This window comes from Nannocystis exedens (genome assembly GCF_002343915.1).
GTDB classification, from domain to species: domain Bacteria; phylum Myxococcota_A; class Polyangia; order Nannocystales; family Nannocystaceae; genus Nannocystis; species Nannocystis exedens.
On the sequence record NZ_NETK01000001.1, the window covers coordinates 5,849,749 to 5,864,050 of the forward strand.

General features: G+C 72.3%; 12 protein-coding genes. 5 read left to right on the forward strand and 7 right to left on the reverse strand.

Translation table 11 applies throughout. The annotated features are described in order from the left end of the window. Positions 1-142: 142 nt before the first annotated feature. The 7 genes from NAEX_RS23030 to NAEX_RS23060 form a co-directional block, all read right to left on the reverse strand. Positions 143-853, reverse strand: a complete 711-nt coding sequence (locus tag NAEX_RS23030; protein ID WP_096329627.1) for a hypothetical protein — start codon at positions 851-853, stop codon at positions 143-145. Positions 854-1,237: 384 nt separating this feature from the next. After that, positions 1,238-1,723 carry a hypothetical protein gene (locus NAEX_RS23035; RefSeq protein ID WP_143140250.1) on the reverse strand — a complete coding sequence of 162 codons (486 nt, stop codon included), beginning with the start codon at positions 1,721-1,723 and terminating at the stop codon, positions 1,238-1,240. 527 nt (positions 1,724-2,250) lie between these two features. Further along, positions 2,251-3,450, reverse strand: coding sequence for an NAD(P)/FAD-dependent oxidoreductase (locus tag NAEX_RS23040; protein WP_096329629.1), 1,200 nt, complete (start codon positions 3,448-3,450; stop codon positions 2,251-2,253). After that, on the reverse strand, positions 3,447-3,644 hold the full coding sequence (locus NAEX_RS23045; RefSeq protein ID WP_096329630.1) for a ferredoxin: 198 nt from the start codon (positions 3,642-3,644) through the stop codon (positions 3,447-3,449). The genes NAEX_RS23040 and NAEX_RS23045 overlap by 4 nt, the downstream gene beginning before the upstream one ends. 46 nt (positions 3,645-3,690) lie before the next feature. Continuing rightward, complete coding sequence (locus NAEX_RS23050; RefSeq protein WP_096329631.1) at positions 3,691-4,341, reverse strand: TetR/AcrR family transcriptional regulator; 651 nt, start codon at positions 4,339-4,341, stop codon at positions 3,691-3,693. Between the two features lie 4 nt (positions 4,342-4,345). Next, a complete protein-coding gene (locus NAEX_RS23055) occupies positions 4,346-5,551 on the reverse strand; it encodes a cytochrome P450 (protein WP_177325874.1) in 1,206 nt (401 codons plus the stop codon). Positions 5,552-6,217: 666 nt separating this feature from the next. Beyond that, a complete protein-coding gene (locus tag NAEX_RS23060) occupies positions 6,218-6,757 on the reverse strand; it encodes a hypothetical protein (protein WP_143140251.1) in 540 nt (179 codons plus the stop codon). Between the two features lie 402 nt (positions 6,758-7,159). Here NAEX_RS23060 and NAEX_RS23065 point away from each other — a divergent pair, with 402 nt between their 5' ends. The 5 genes from NAEX_RS23065 to NAEX_RS23085 all read left to right on the forward strand — a co-directional run bounded on the left by NAEX_RS23065 (position 7,160) and on the right by NAEX_RS23085 (position 14,273). Beyond that, positions 7,160-7,639 carry a hypothetical protein gene (locus NAEX_RS23065; RefSeq protein ID WP_096329633.1) on the forward strand — a complete coding sequence of 160 codons (480 nt, stop codon included), beginning with the start codon at positions 7,160-7,162 and terminating at the stop codon, positions 7,637-7,639. A gap of 106 nt (positions 7,640-7,745) precedes the next feature. Next, positions 7,746-10,592, forward strand: a complete 2,847-nt coding sequence (locus NAEX_RS23070) for a serine/threonine-protein kinase (RefSeq protein WP_170135940.1) — start codon at positions 7,746-7,748, stop codon at positions 10,590-10,592. A gap of 375 nt (positions 10,593-10,967) precedes the next feature. Further along, positions 10,968-12,353, forward strand: a complete 1,386-nt coding sequence (locus NAEX_RS23075; RefSeq protein ID WP_096329635.1) for a CAP domain-containing protein — start codon at positions 10,968-10,970, stop codon at positions 12,351-12,353. Between the two features lie 744 nt (positions 12,354-13,097). Then, complete coding sequence (locus tag NAEX_RS23080; RefSeq protein WP_096329636.1) at positions 13,098-13,787, forward strand: hypothetical protein; 690 nt, start codon at positions 13,098-13,100, stop codon at positions 13,785-13,787. 3 nt (positions 13,788-13,790) lie between these two features. Then, positions 13,791-14,273 carry an RNA polymerase sigma factor gene (locus tag NAEX_RS23085; protein ID WP_096329637.1) on the forward strand — a complete coding sequence of 161 codons (483 nt, stop codon included), beginning with the start codon at positions 13,791-13,793 and terminating at the stop codon, positions 14,271-14,273. Positions 14,274-14,302: the final 29 nt, after the last annotated feature.

Here is a 14,302-nt window from a genome sequence, read left to right on the forward strand (position 1 = left end):
CGGCCGCCCGTGGAGCAAGCCGACGTCGGTCACCGGCGCGACGTCCCACCCGGCTTGTCTCGCCGCGGAGGAGTTTCGCCGCTCGGGCGCGGACGCGGGCCGAGCCGCGGCCGCCCGAGCGAGCATGTCCCAGGCGACAGGTTTACTCGAACGTGACCGCGAGCGCGGTCTGCATCGGGTAGGCGAGCTCGGCCTCGGCGACGACCTCGGCGCCCATGGCGATGGCGCCGCTGACCACGCAGCTGCCCTCGGGCCCCGGCTCGCAGGTACACGCGAGGCATTCACCGACCGCGTCGTGGGCGCGGGCGACGACCGTGTAGGTGCCTTCGGAGGCCTGGCCCGCGGCGAAGCACTGCGGCGCGCAGCCGTCCTTGGGGCACTCGGCAGGCAGGGTGACCTCGGCCCAGACGCGGCCGGTCCAGCTGGCGACGAACGTGCCGCCGGGCTCGAGCTGGATCACGTCGCCGATCGGGCAGCCGGCCGGGCAGCCGCAGCCGCCGGACAGGACGGCCTCGCAGGCGGAATCGCAGGCGTCTTTGTTGATCACGACCTCGGCGTCGCTGGCGTCGCGCAGCGAGAACGGCAGGACGGTCGTGCAATTTTCCTGGAGGTTGACGAACAGCCGGGCGTCGCCGTCGTTGCGCAGGGTGACCTCGACCGACGGCCCGAACTCCGTCAGCGACGGATCGACGCAGGCGGGCTCTCCGGTGGTCGGGGCGGTCGTGCCGTCCGTGGCAGTCTCGGTGGTGGCGTCGGTCGTCGTGGGGGTGCCCTCGGTGTCGACCCCCTTCTCGCCGCACGCGGCCGCGAAGAAGATGCTCGAGATCAGGAAGCTCAGGCGAGGAGAGTTCATGCCCGCAGCTTACCGCGGACGCGCCACACGTGGTCCGCTCGGCCCGACCCCGGCAGCACCCCGCAAAGGGGTGTCCCGGCCCCTCCGCCGGCGTACCCGCGCCATTTCACCCGCGCGTCCCCTGGCATCCTCCGCGCGTGGTCGTGAAGGACGCGAGATGGCGAGTGTTCGGCGGCCAGCCCTGGCCGTCGAACACTCGCTCCTGACCTGCTCCGAAGGACATCCCGCATCGGAGCCCACGACGGCGGGTCGGCCTTGTATGACGGGCGAGCGATCGACGAGAGTTCCTGTCGAAGACTCCGGGAGACCGAATCGGGCTCGCCCCGTACAGGTGTTCCCAACCAAGAGCCCGGCGTCAGGGGCTGGGCTGGGCACGCTTAGGAACTATTCGTCCCACTCGGCCCCGCAGGCCGTGGGCGCACAGTCGCACAGCGGCGGCGCTGGCGGCTTCACGCCGTCGATACACGTGGTGCCGAACTCCTTCGGCTCGGCGCCGACTGCCGCGTGCGCGCCGAGGGGACCGTCGATGTAATTGCCGTTGGTTGCACAGCCCATCTCGATCAGCTCTGCACCGCTCACGTCCGCGCGCAAACTGAATTGCAGCGAATTACCATCATTGCAACGATTGCCGCAATCCAGCTGAGTGTCCTCGAGGCCTGCCTCGCAACGACCGGCCACCGACTCGATGGCGCAGGTGGCCGGGTCAGCGAAGGTGACGACCTTGGCCCACCCGCAGCGGATGATGTATCCGCCGTCCGCGAACAGCAGCGTTTCACGCGCTGTGCACGCCGTTTCATCTGTAGACTCCAAACAGCGGTCCCTCAGCGCCACCAGGCAATCCGCCGCGAGGAAAGGCGAGTCGAGGCCCATACATTCCGCAGGCATCTCCGTTGCGGGCGGCCCGTCGCTGCTCGTAGCCGTGGGCGCGTCGGTACTCATGCCGGTGGTCGCGTCGGTGCTCCCCGGGCCCGTAGGCTGGCACGCGGCAACGAACGTGAGCACTTGGAGCGAGCGACCGAAGAGGGTGAAGCGACCTGCGTAGTCGACGTTCGGAGGGAGTGGGAGCTTCGGGGTCTCTTCGGTCCTTGTCTTCACCTGTCCAGAAGCACGTCGCGTGCGATCCGAACGCGCTTTGCTTGGAAGGGGTAGCGATCCAACTGCAGACGTCGTTCCACATGCTGGAGCGGAATCGGGGGCCCATGCACACTCCTCCGGTACCGGATCGCGCATTCACCGCAACGATGCGATTGTCGTTCAGGTAAACCGGCCCGCCACTCTGGCCGCTCGACATGTCGTTGCCGTATTCAAGCTGATTTGTCGCTGCGGAACGAGTCAGTATAGAGATAGGCCAAGTGGGTGTGCATCCAGCCGTCGCAACGATATTCGGACGCGCAGGCTCAAGAAGCCCGCAGCGACTTCACCAGCGACCAATCGGTCCTTTCGACCACGTGCTGCCGCAGCGAGCGCGTCTGCTTCACCATGTTCCACCCGAGCACCCCGACGACCTTGCCCCCGCTCCCGTACAGCGCCGCGAATTGCCCCGCTTCGGGCGAGCCCTCCACGATGGCCACCTGCGCGTCCGCCGGCGCCCATCCGTGCACCTGGATCTTCACCTCGTACTGGTCCGTCCAGAAGAACGGCACCGGCGCATAGGGTCGGTCCTTGCCGACGATGTTCGCCGCCACTGCCGCGCCCTGTTCGACCGCGTTGCTGCGGTTCTCGAGGCGCAGCGCCGTCCCCAGCCCCTCGTGGTGCCAGCGGGCCACGTCGCCGACCGCGTAGATCCCCTCCGCCGCGCGGCAGCGGGAGTCGCAGACCACCCCGTCGGCCAGCCGCAGCCCGCTGTCGGTCAGCCAGTCCGTCGCCGGGCGCGAGCCGATCGCCACCACCACCACCTCGGCCGGCAGCAACTCGCCGTCGGCCAGGCGGACCCCGCGGACGCGTTCGCCGTCGCCGACCAGCGCCTCGACCGCCACGCCCAGGCGCAGCTGCACGCCCTGGCGCTGGTGCAGTTCGGCCAGGTACCCGCCGATCTGCGGCCCCAGCTGGCTGGCGAGCAGCGTCGATTGCGGGCCGACCAGCGTCACGGCGCGGCCCATCCCGCGGGCCGTCGCGGCTGCCTCGGCCCCGAGCACGCCGTCGCCGACCACCACCACCTGCGAGCCTGCGAGCAGGTCGGCGCGCAGCGCGACCGCGTCGTCCAGCGTGCGCAGCACGTGGACCCCGGCCCACGGCTCCTGTCCGGGCAGGCGGCGCGGCTCGAGCCCGGTGGCGATCACGATCGCCTCCGCCGTCAGCCGGCGGCCTGACGCCGTCGTCACCGCGCGCCCGAGCACATCGAGATGCACCGCTTGCTCGCCGAGGATCATCGTCGCCGCGAGCTGGGCCAGCGCCGCGTCCTGGCGCAGGCGCGTGCGGTCCGGCTCCCACGCCCCGGACAGCACCTTCTTCGACAGCGGCGGCCGGTCGTAGGGCGGGTGGCGCTCCGCGCCGAGCAGCGTCAGCGCGCCGGTGTAGCCCTCGCGGCGCAGCGCCTCGACCACGGCCAGCCCGCCGACCGAGGCGCCGACGACCAGCACGCTCGCCGGGATCGTCATGCCTGCTCCTCGAGCTTGATCGCCGCGCCCGGGCACACGCAGGCCGCCTCGCGCACCGCCTTGTGCAGCGCCTCGGGCGGGTGCTCGTCGAGCAGGATCACGATCCCGTCGTCGCGCTGGTCGAACACTTTCGGCGCGAGCAGGACGCACTGGCCTGCCCCGCAGCACTTTTCGAGATCCACAATCACGCGCATGGTCGTCGCTCTCCGTCGATGCGAAATGGTTCTGTTTTCGTAAACGTCACTGGGTGGGGGTGAAGGGGGCTTGCCACAGGCCCACCAGGGCGTCGATGAGGCCGATCGCCGCGCCCTCCCAGGTCGCGCGCGGCGTCGTCGTGCCTTCCTGCAGCGCGCGCTCGCGTTCGGCGCACACGTGGACGATGAGGTGGCGGCTCATGTCGCTGCGTTCGGCGACCACGTCCGCGGGCAGCACCGGCATCAGCCGCTTCAACCCCTCGGAGACCCCGCCCATCGACGCCGACGCCGTGGTCTCGTCGATCACGAGCTGGCGCAGGGCCGGGTCGGTGGTCGCCTGGGCGATGAAGCGGGCGTACCAGCTCGGGCTGCCGAGCGAGGCGAGGTATTCGGTGGTCGGCAGGACCAGGCAGCCGAGCCAGTCGCGCAGCGTCTGCGAGCTCTGGATCGTCCGGAGCCGGTCCATGCGGCGGTGCTCGATCGCCGGCGCGTGGCGGCGCACGATGGCGGTCACCAGGTCGGTCTTGGTGCCGAAGTGGTAGCCCACGGCGAAGTTGTTCGCCTGGCCCGCGGCCTCGCTGATCTGGCGGTTCGAGACCGCGGCCACCCCGTGCTCGGCGAACAGGCGTTCGGCCGTGGTGAGGATGAGCTCGCGGGTCTCGGTGGCGTGGGCGTGCCTCGTGCGTGGTCCGGCCATGGGGTCACCAGCGTACTGGAACCCGCTCGAGTCCGCCGATCAGCAGGCCCTCGCGGCGGGCCAGCTGCTCGCTGGGGATGGCGAGCTCGAGCGTGGGCAGCCGGCGCAGCAGCACGTTCAGCGTGGTCTGCAGCTCGGTGCGGGCCAGGGCCTGGCCGACGCACGAGTGCGGACCGACGCCGAACGTCAGGTGCGGGTTGGGCGAGCGGGTCAGGTCCATCGTGTCGGCGCGCTCGTAGGCCTGCTCGTCGCGGTTGGCGGCCGCCATGTTGCAGATCACCGTCGTGCCGCCCGCCAGCTTCTGGCCGCTGACCTCGATCTCCTCGGTGATGAAGCGGGGCAGGCCGAAGCCGGCGTTGGCGTCGAAGCGGAGCACCTCCTCGACCGCGGTGCGGACCAGCGACGGGTCGGCGAGCAGCTGCTCCCAGCGGGAGCGTTCGCTGAGCAGCATCGCCATCATCTTGGCGATCGTGTTGGAGGTGGTCTCGTGGCCGGCGACCAGGATGCCCTGGCCGATCATCATCAGCTCGCGCTCGGTGAGCGGGTGGCCGTCGTCGACGGCGGCGACCAGCTCGCTCAGCAGGTCCTCGCCCGGCGCGGCCCGCTTGGCGGCGATGTGCGCCGTCATGTACTGGGCGAACTCCACCTGCGCCTGCTCCATCTCCTGGCGGGTGTACTGCGACATGTTGAGCATCGCGTTCGACCAGAAGGCCAGCTTGTCGCGGTCGATGTCGGGGATCCCCAGCAGCTCGCAGATCACCCACACCGGCAGCGGGAAGGCGAGCCCGGCCACCAGGTCGGCGGGCGGGCCCTGCCGCACCATGTCGTCGATCAGCTGATCGGCCATCGCCTCGATCCGCGGCTGCATCGCCTGGACCCGCTTGGCGGTGAACGACTTGTGCAGCAGGCGGCGCCACCGCTCGTGCCCCTCGGTCAGCGAGGCCGCCTCCTCGGTCTCGAACACGCTGCCGCCCTCCTCGGACAGCTTGGCCGCGCCGTCCTTGCCGAGCTGCCGGGTGAACCGCGGGTCGGCCAGCACCTGGCGAACATCGCTGTAGCGGGTCAACAGGACCGCAGAGTCCCCGCTCGGCAGCCGCACGTGGGCGACCGGGCATCCCTGGCGCAATTTCGCCCACTCCTCGGGCGGCTCCAGCGCGGTGGGGGCGCGAAGGGGATAGTCCAGGACCTGCTCGCTGCTTTCGATGCTCATCAGAACCTCCGGCGAGAGGTCTAAGTCATGCGACTGATTAAGTCAATCAACTGACTTAGACTTCACGCGAATGCCCCGAGAGCGCCAGGCGAGTCCGCGCCGGGCGGAGGCGCGCCGCCCAATGAACGGAGCGAGCTCGGCGTCGCGCGCCCGCAGACGAGCGCCCTTCGCCGGATGCCTGTCAAGGCATGTTCTTTGGGACAGTCCTCGGCTCGCGCGCATCCGCGACGAGCGCCGAGGGCCCGCGGCGATCATGGATGGCGGTTGCGACATGTCCTTCGGTACATCCTGAGTGCTCCGGCCCGCGACGGTCGCGGCAGGACAGCGGCGCTCACGGAAGCTCCTCCGGCGCGAGCTGCGGCGAGTGCTCCGGCCTGACGTCGCCGAAGGACAGCGGCGCTCACGGATGGTCGTTGCGATAGCTCCTCCGGCGCGAGCTGCGGCGAGTGCTCCGGCCGTGACGTCGCCGAAGGACGGCGGCGCTCACGGATGGTCGTTGCGAGATGTCCTCTGGTGCGAGCTGCGGCGAGTGCTCGGGCCGCGACGGTCGCCGAAAGGACAGCGGCGCTCTCGGACGCGCGTGACGACATGTCCTTGGGTACATCCTGCCGCGAGCGCCCGGGCCCGCGACGGTCGCCGGCGCTCCCGTGTCCGTCACCGCGTCGCTCAGGTGACCTCGCGGTGGCGGACCTGCCCCTTGTGAAGATTGCCGCCGGCGTCGCTGCAGGTGACGGCGACGCGGGCGAGGCCGACGGGCAGGCCGAGCACGCGGTGGGCGATCAGGCGGGCCGCGCTGAGGCGGCAGCGGGGCACGTGGCGGCCGTCTTCGGTGTCGACGGCGACGAACGCGAGCAGCTCGCCGGACTCGGCCAGCTCGACGACGAACGCGAACTCCTTGCCGTCGCCGGTGACCGTCACCGTGAGCGAGCGGCTCGAGCCCCGGTGGTAGCGCAGCTTGACCATGCGCTCGACCATCGGCCCGAGCGGCTTGCGCCGGTCCTGCTCGGCGGTGTTGACCCACCACAGCCGGGCCTCGTCGAGGCGCGTGCCGTCGGCGGAGACCCACGCGTCGATCGCCAGGTCGAAGTGCGGCTTGCCGAAGTCGCGCTTGACTCGCACCACCTCCGTCCCCGGCGCCGCCTGAACGCTGTCCTTCACCTTCGGAGCAGCGCCCGCGAGCGCGAGCGCGACGACAGACAAAACCAAGTCCAAAGCATCGTCACGGTAGCAAGCGTTGCGCGCGCCGACAATGCGGGCACCGGCGATTCACGATAGTGAAACTCGCGACCCGAGGACGCCTGCGCGTCGCCGCTTCGACGCATTCGCGAACTCGCGACACGGAAGGCCGCACCCGCGCCGTCTGCCCGCGAATTCACCGATGACGCGCCGCCGGGCGGACCGGCGGGGGGCGAGAAAGCCGACGACGCGCCGGGCCACGCGTTCAGCATATTCGCCGGGGAGCGCGTGCGAGGCGTGGGGCGGCGGCTCGACCCGCGCGCGCCCAGCAGGCGCGCGCGGCGGCGCGAGCCGGGTCGTGGCCGACTTCACGCTCGCGCTCGCGCCGGCCCTGGCGCTCGCGCCGGTACTCAAAGACATGTCTTTCGGGCCATGCAGCGCCAGCCGTGGGCCGGCGAGCCCGCGCGGGGCAAGCTCGGGCGAGCTGCGCGCGTCTCGTCGCCCCGGCGCGGGCTCGCGGCTCGTCTCGCGCTTCGTGCCGCGCACCTGAGGCCCGCTCGGGCTCGCCTCGCCTCGCTCCCGGCCGCGAGCGCGCCGGCGGGCGGGGGTGACCCTGCATCGACGGCCACGGCGACCGATGCGAGCACCACGGCCGAGCCGCTGACCTCGGCCGAGCCGACCCCCGACTCGACGTCGCAGGCGTCGGGCCTGGAGGTCCCGCCCGACTGCGGCGTGGCCGGGGGCTTCGACCTCGACTCGCACGACGCGGCGAATTGCGGCGGGGGCCCGTGCGCGGCCGCCTTCGCCGGCTGCAAGGCCATGCCCGACCCGCTCGACCGCTGCCTCGCGGCCTGGTCGGACGGCTCGCGCGGCGAGACGTGCCTCGCCGCGAGCGACGTCGGGCCGGTGTGAGGGCGAATCCGAGCCGCTCGCGCGCGGGCGCCCGCGGCGGGAGGTTGGCCGCGCGGCCGGCATGACCGATGATGGGGCGAGCGGGCCGATGGACGAGCGCATTCAAGTGTCCAAGAGGACATGGCCCGAAGGTCAGGAAAAAGACGCGCTCGAGGAGACCACCGCGCCGGCGCCCGCGCCGAGCGTGAGCGCCGGCAGCGTCGAGGAGACGGTGGTGCGGCCGGACAGCCTCGACCGGCGCACCGACGTCGACGTCGAGAAGACCACCGCGAGCGTGCCGGCGGGAGGCGAGGCGCAGCCGCCGGAGCGCACGCTGGGGCGCTATCTGATGATCAAACAGCTCGGGGCCGGCGGCATGGGCACGGTGTTCAAGGCCTACGACCCCGACCTCGACCGCAAGGTGGCGATCAAGCTGCTGCACGGGGCGGCCGTCGGCGAGGCGCGGACGCGGATGATCCGCGAGGCGCAGGCGATGGCCAGGCTGTCGCACCCGAACGTGGTGCCGGTGTTCGACGTCGGGGCGCACCGCGAGGACCAGGTGTTCATCGCCATGGACCTGGTCGAGGGCACCGACCTGCGGGCGTGGATGGCGACGCGCCCGCGCTGGACCGAGGTCGTCGACGTGTTCGCCCAGGCCGGCGCCGGGCTGGCGGCCGCGCACGCGGTCGGGCTGGTCCACCGCGACTTCAAGCCCGACAACGTGCTGCTCAGCACCGACGCCGCGACCGGCAAGCTGCGGGCGCAGGTCGCCGACTTCGGGCTGGCCCGCCGCGACGAGGAGCACGAGCCGCCCGCGCGCGCGGCCGAGGCCGCCAGCAGCAGCGCCCTCGACACGCAGATCACCCGCTACGGCGCGATCGTCGGTACGCCGGCGTACATGTCGCCCGAGCAGCACGCCGGCGTCGCCGTCGACCCGCGCACCGACCAGTTCAGCTTCTGCGTCGCCCTGTTCGAGGCGCTCTACGGCAAGCGCCCGTTCACCGGCGCGACCCTCGAGGAACTGGCCCGCAAGGCCCGCAGCAGCCAGCGCGAGCCGCCGCCGCGCGGCAGCGAGGTGCCCGGGTGGCTGCACCGGATCTGCATGCGCGGCCTGCAACCTGACCGAGAGGCCAGGTACCCGCGCATGGACGCCCTGCTCGCCGACCTGCAGGCCGGTCGCGCCCGCCGCCAGCGGCGCGCCCTGGGCCTCGGCGGGGCGCTGCTGGCGGCCGCCGTCGCCGGCGGCACCGCGTGGGCGATGACCGGCCCGGGCGTGTGCGGCGGCGGGGCCGAGCGCGTCGGCGCGGTCTGGCACGAGGGCCGCCGCGCGGCGATCGAGGCCGCCTTCGCCGCCACCGGGCTGCCGTACGCGGCCGGGTCGTGGGCCGGCGCCGCGCCGCAGATCGATCGCTACGCGCAGGACTGGAAAAACATGTACGAAGAGACATGTTCTGCGACGCAGGTGCGCGGCGAGCAGTCGGCCGAGCTGATGGACCTGCGCATGGCCTGCCTGCAGCACCGCCTGAAGGACTTCGACGCGCTGGTCGCCCTGCTCGAGCAGGCCGACCAGCAGGTGGTGAAGCGGGCCTCGGAGGCGGTGGTGGCGCTGCCGGGGCTGCAGGGCTGCGCCGACGCCGACGCGCTGCGCAGCGGGGCGCTGGCCTCCAGACCCGTCGCCGACCCGGCGCGCAGCGAGGCGCTGCGCGAGCGGCTGCGGGCGGCGCGGGCCAAGGCGAGCGCGGGCAAGAGCAAGGACGCGCTGGCCGAGCTCGAGGCGACCGCGACCGAGGCGATCGCGCTCGACGACCCGAGCCTGACCGCGGCGGCCCGCCACGCGCTGGCCCGGGCGCAGCGCGACGCCGGCCACGACGAGGCGGCGCGCGTCACCGAGGCCGCGGCGATCTGGCAGGCCGTGGCCGACCGCGACGACGAGACGCTGTGGGACGGCCTGCTCAACCAGATGTTCGTGGTCGGCTACAAGCTCGGCCGCAAGGCCGAGGCCCAGCCATGGGTCGACCACGCCGAGGCGCTCTTGCGCCGCCGCGGCCAGCCCGACCGCGAGCGCGCGCAGTGGCTGCACCACGTCGGCATGATCGCGATCGCCGCCGGCGACAACGCCGGCGCCGAGGCCTCGGTGAGCGAGGCGATCGGCCTCTACGAGAAAGTCTTCGGCCCCGACCACCCGCGCCTGGTCGGCCTGCTCAACGCCCTCGGCGCGTCCAAGCTGCGCGGCGGCAAGTACCTCGAGGCCCAGCAGCTGTTCGAGCGGGCCGTCGCCCTCGACGAGCGCGCCCACGGCTCCGGCCACCCCGACCTCGCGCTGCCGCTCAACAACCTCGCGCTCAGCCTCGAGCGGCAGAACCGCCACGCGGAGGCGATCGCCGCGCTGCAGCGGTCGCAGGCGATCCTCGCGGCCATCAACCCCAAGGACCCGATGGTCGGCGTCATCCGCCAGAACATCGGCGGCATGCTGCAGCTGTCCGGAAAGCCAGCCGAGGCCCTGACCGAGCTCGCGGCCGCCCGCGCCCACCTCGAGGAGGCGCTCGGCCTCGACCACCCCGCCATCGCCGGCGTCTTCACCTTCATCGGCGACGCCAGGCGCGACCTCGCCGACTACCCCGGCGCCCGCGAGGCCTACGAGCGTGGTTGCGCGATCCGGGAGAAGGCCCTCGGCCCCGACCACCCCGACCTCGGCCTCTGTCTCTTGGGACAGGCGCAGATCGACCTGCTCGAACAAGAACCCGCCGCCGCCCTGCAGCACGTCGACCGCGCCCTCAAGAACGTCGCCGCCGCCACCAACGACCCCGGCGACCTCGGCCTCATGCACCTCGCCCGCGCCCAGGCCCTGCGCGCCACCGGAGCCGCCGGCGAGGCCGCCGAGGCCGCCAAGCGGGCCCGCGAGTCGCTGGGCCGCGCCGGCGTCGCCGGTGAGCGCGGCATGAAGCAGCTCGACGCGTGGGAGGCCAGCCAGTAGCGCGAAGGCGACGTCAGGGCGCCTCGACGCGGGCGCGTTCGTCCGTGGGCGCCGCGAGGACGACCGGGCGAATCGACGCGAACCGAACCCAGCCGTGATTCGCGGCTCGAATGCATTTCGCCTGCGGCTGTCGAGTGCGAGCAGCCCGAGGCGGGCATGGACGAAGGGACGAGGGGCCGCAGACCGCAGCGCTCCGGGCGAACTCTCGCGTCATCGTCGCGGACGTCGCGTTCGCGCCGACGAGCTGCCGCGTGCGCCCGGACGAGAAGGATTGCGATCGCTGGTTCGGGTTCGACCGCGAGCAGCCGCAGCGCCTCGCGAGCGCGCGGACCCGGCCGCGCTTCGACCCGATCGCCGTGTGGTAGCGTCGCGCCCATGTTTTACTTCGCTTGCTCGCTGGATCGCGCCGCCTTCGTCGCCGCGGTCCTCTTCCCGGCGCTCGCCTCGGCCGCCGTGCCGATCGGCGAGCCGGTCGGCGCCCTGCCGTCCCACAACGAGCGGGTCCTCGGCTTCATGACCAACCGGATCCGCGTCAACCCGGCCGCCGCCGACGCCCTGCTGAGCATGGACGGCAAGACGCCGTCGGGGCGCCCGATCCCGCCGGCCACGCCGCCGCTCGAGCTCGTCGCCGACCTCGCGCGCGCCGCCCACTTTCAAGCGACGCACATCGCTACCACCGACTGTCCGCTGTGCGTGGACCACTCGACCTGCTGCGTGCTCGCCGGCATGGACGACGACACCCACTGCGACGGGCCGGTGACCGGCTGCGGCGTCACCAGCATGTACGACCGCTTCACCCACTTCTCCGACCGGGCGCACGCCGAGAACGGCGCGGAGGGCTTCGGCTCGCCCGAGCTGGCGATCCTGGGGTGGATCGGGTCCGACGCCCACTGGGGCTCGATCAACGGCGCCGGCTCCACCGCGCTCGGTACCGGCTTCGCGCAGGGGTTCGGGAAGCCGGTGTACCACCTGGTCTTCGGGTCAGGTGGGACCTATCCGGTCGTCGGCGACGGCGTGCACTTCCACGACATCGTCCACGACGGCGGCAACGGGCCGCACATGCAGCCGGAGGACACCCCGACCTTCGGCATCACCTACGCCCTGCCTGGCGGCGGTCCGCCCCAGGTCGCCGAGGTCGTGCACTACACCGACGGCGTCACGCCCGTGTGCGCGCCGCTGGCGCTGCGGCACGGTCAGCCCGACCAGGGCACCTACGAGGCCGTGCTCTCGCCCGGCCCCGGCTGTCACCGCTACTTCTTCCACATCGTCGACGGCCAGGGCGTCGAGCACCTCTACCCGACCACCGGCACGCTCGGCTTCCCGCGCCTCTCGCTCGGCGCCGACCCTGCCTCCTGCCCCGACTTCGAGCCGACCCGCGCCGAGGCCCCGTGCGCCGGTACGGACCCCCAGGACACCACCGGCAGCGACACCGGCAGCGGCACCGGCAGCGACACCGGCAGCGGCGGTGACAGCGGTGACGGCAGCGCGAGCAGCGAGGCGAGCGGGACCAGCCCGACCGGCAACCTCACGAGCGACGGTCCCACCGGGGCCGAGACCGGCGACGAACCGACCGGCGGCGCCGTCACCGGCGCTGCGTCGACCGCCGGCACGACCGAGCCGGCGACCGCAGGCGAGCCCGCGACCGGCGACCCCGATGCCGGCTGCGGATGTCGCAGCGAAGGCCGGGATCGGGGCGACGGCCTCGCGTTCACCGCGCTGTTCGTGCTCACGGGCTGGCTGCTCCGCCGCCGCCGCGCCTGAACGCGAGCGAACTCTCCGCGACGGCAGCTTCGCCCCGCGCAGGCGGCACGTCGCGGAGCGCCACGGCCTCGCTCTCCGCGAGGCGATCTCAGGACATGCTTTTCAAGACATGGTGAAAAGAGCATGTCCATGAGAGCATGCCCTGAAGGACATGCGGAAGCGCCATGGAGCGCCCCTTCGACGAGCGGTCACCCGGCGGGCCGCCCGTCCGCGTCCTCGGCCAGCTTTCGAACAAGCGCACGCCTCGTCCTCGCCCGCGAGCCGCCGCAGCGCTCGCTGCCGGCCGCCCTGAGCTTGCCCGGGCGCGTCGTATGGAGGCGCGGCTCGTGACCGCGCGCGAGTCGCTCGCGCAGCCGGGCGGGCAGGACGACACGTCCGCGGCTCCGACGCTGCAGGGTGACTCCTGGGGGTCGGAGCGTCGGTCCGCGTGAAGCGCTGATGTCCGACGGCGAGGTCACCGATCGACCACGACCACGACCACGACCTCGTGACCGGCGACTCGAGCGGCTCGGCGGCGAAACTCCGAGCTGGCGACTCGCTGCTCGAGCGGCTGGCGTCGCCGCCCCGGTGTGTACGATCCTGCGAGGCATGTGCGACCTCGTCGTGAAGCGCGCGATCGCGGCGCGTCTTCGGCCTCGACAGGGCGGGCACGTGCGGAGCAATGTCACATGCGGGGCGCTGCCCAGGGACGAGGGGTCACGGTCCTCAAGCAATGCCGACCCGGTCGGCACGACAAGGAACCCCATGCGCACGCACACCTTCTTCACCGCCTTCACCCTCCTCGCCGCCGCGCCCGCCTGCGACGCCAACGTCGACGCCGGCTACCAGGGCGAGCCGCTGCTCACCCTCCGCGGCGAGGTCGCCAAGCCGGACCAGGCGCCGGCGCAGGACCTCGACGTCGTCGTCGCCTGGTTCCCCTTCAAGGTCCACGAGGGCTACATGGTCGCGCAGAAGGCCGCGATCGAGGGCAGCTTCCCGGCCTCGTTCGCCCTCGACCTCTACACCGCCCCCGACGCGAGCATGCTCAGCGAGTTCGACGAGAACGACCCGGGCTTCGCGATCGCCTACATCTTCGCCGTCCCGGCCGGGACCGACCTCGCCCAATTCGGCGCCGAGGAGGAGCCGCCGGTGGCCGGCGTCGTCGAGACCCACCTGCTCGTCTACGCCGCGGGCGACCTGCCGGAGGACCACGACACGGTCACCTTCGGCATCTTCCCCGAGCCGTTGAAGGCCGGCTTCCACCTGTTCCAGGCCACCCCCAAGACCGAGGCGGAGCTGATGGCGATCGAAGCGTGCCACGCGGGCGCGACGAGCATCGAGGAGGAGGTCGCCTGCGGGCACATCCACGACACCCTGGTGCCGGTGCCGTTCGACACCCCGCTCGTCCTCACGCTCGGCGACGAGGACCAGCTCCACTTCCCGGAATTCCTCTAAAAAATGCCCGCGCTCACCCCCACGGTCGCGGAGCTGTACCGCACCTACGGCGCGAGCGCCCTGCGCCGCGCTCGCTCGATCCTCGGCGACGAGGCGCGCGCGCATGACGTCGTACAGGACACGTTCGTCTCGCTGCTCGCGCACCCCGAGCAGTTCGCCGGACGCAGCGCCTTCAGCACCTGGCTGTACAGCGCCGTGACGCACCGCTGCCTCAACATCCTCCGTGACCAGGGCAACCGGGCGCGCCTGCTCGATCGCCACGCCGAGGCCGCCGCTCCGAGCGGCGGCCACGGCGGGGCGCCCGAGGAGCTCGCGGCCGTGCGCGCGCTGCTCGTGCGCCTCCCCGCCGAGCTCGCGCAGATCGCCGTGCATTACTACATCGACGGCATGACCCACCACGAGATCGCCGAGGTCCTCGGCTGTTCGCGCCGCCGGATCGGCACGCTCCTCGAGAGCCTCCCCGGCCACGCGCAGGAGATCCGCTGACATGCAACGCGCCTTTCAACGTCCCCCCG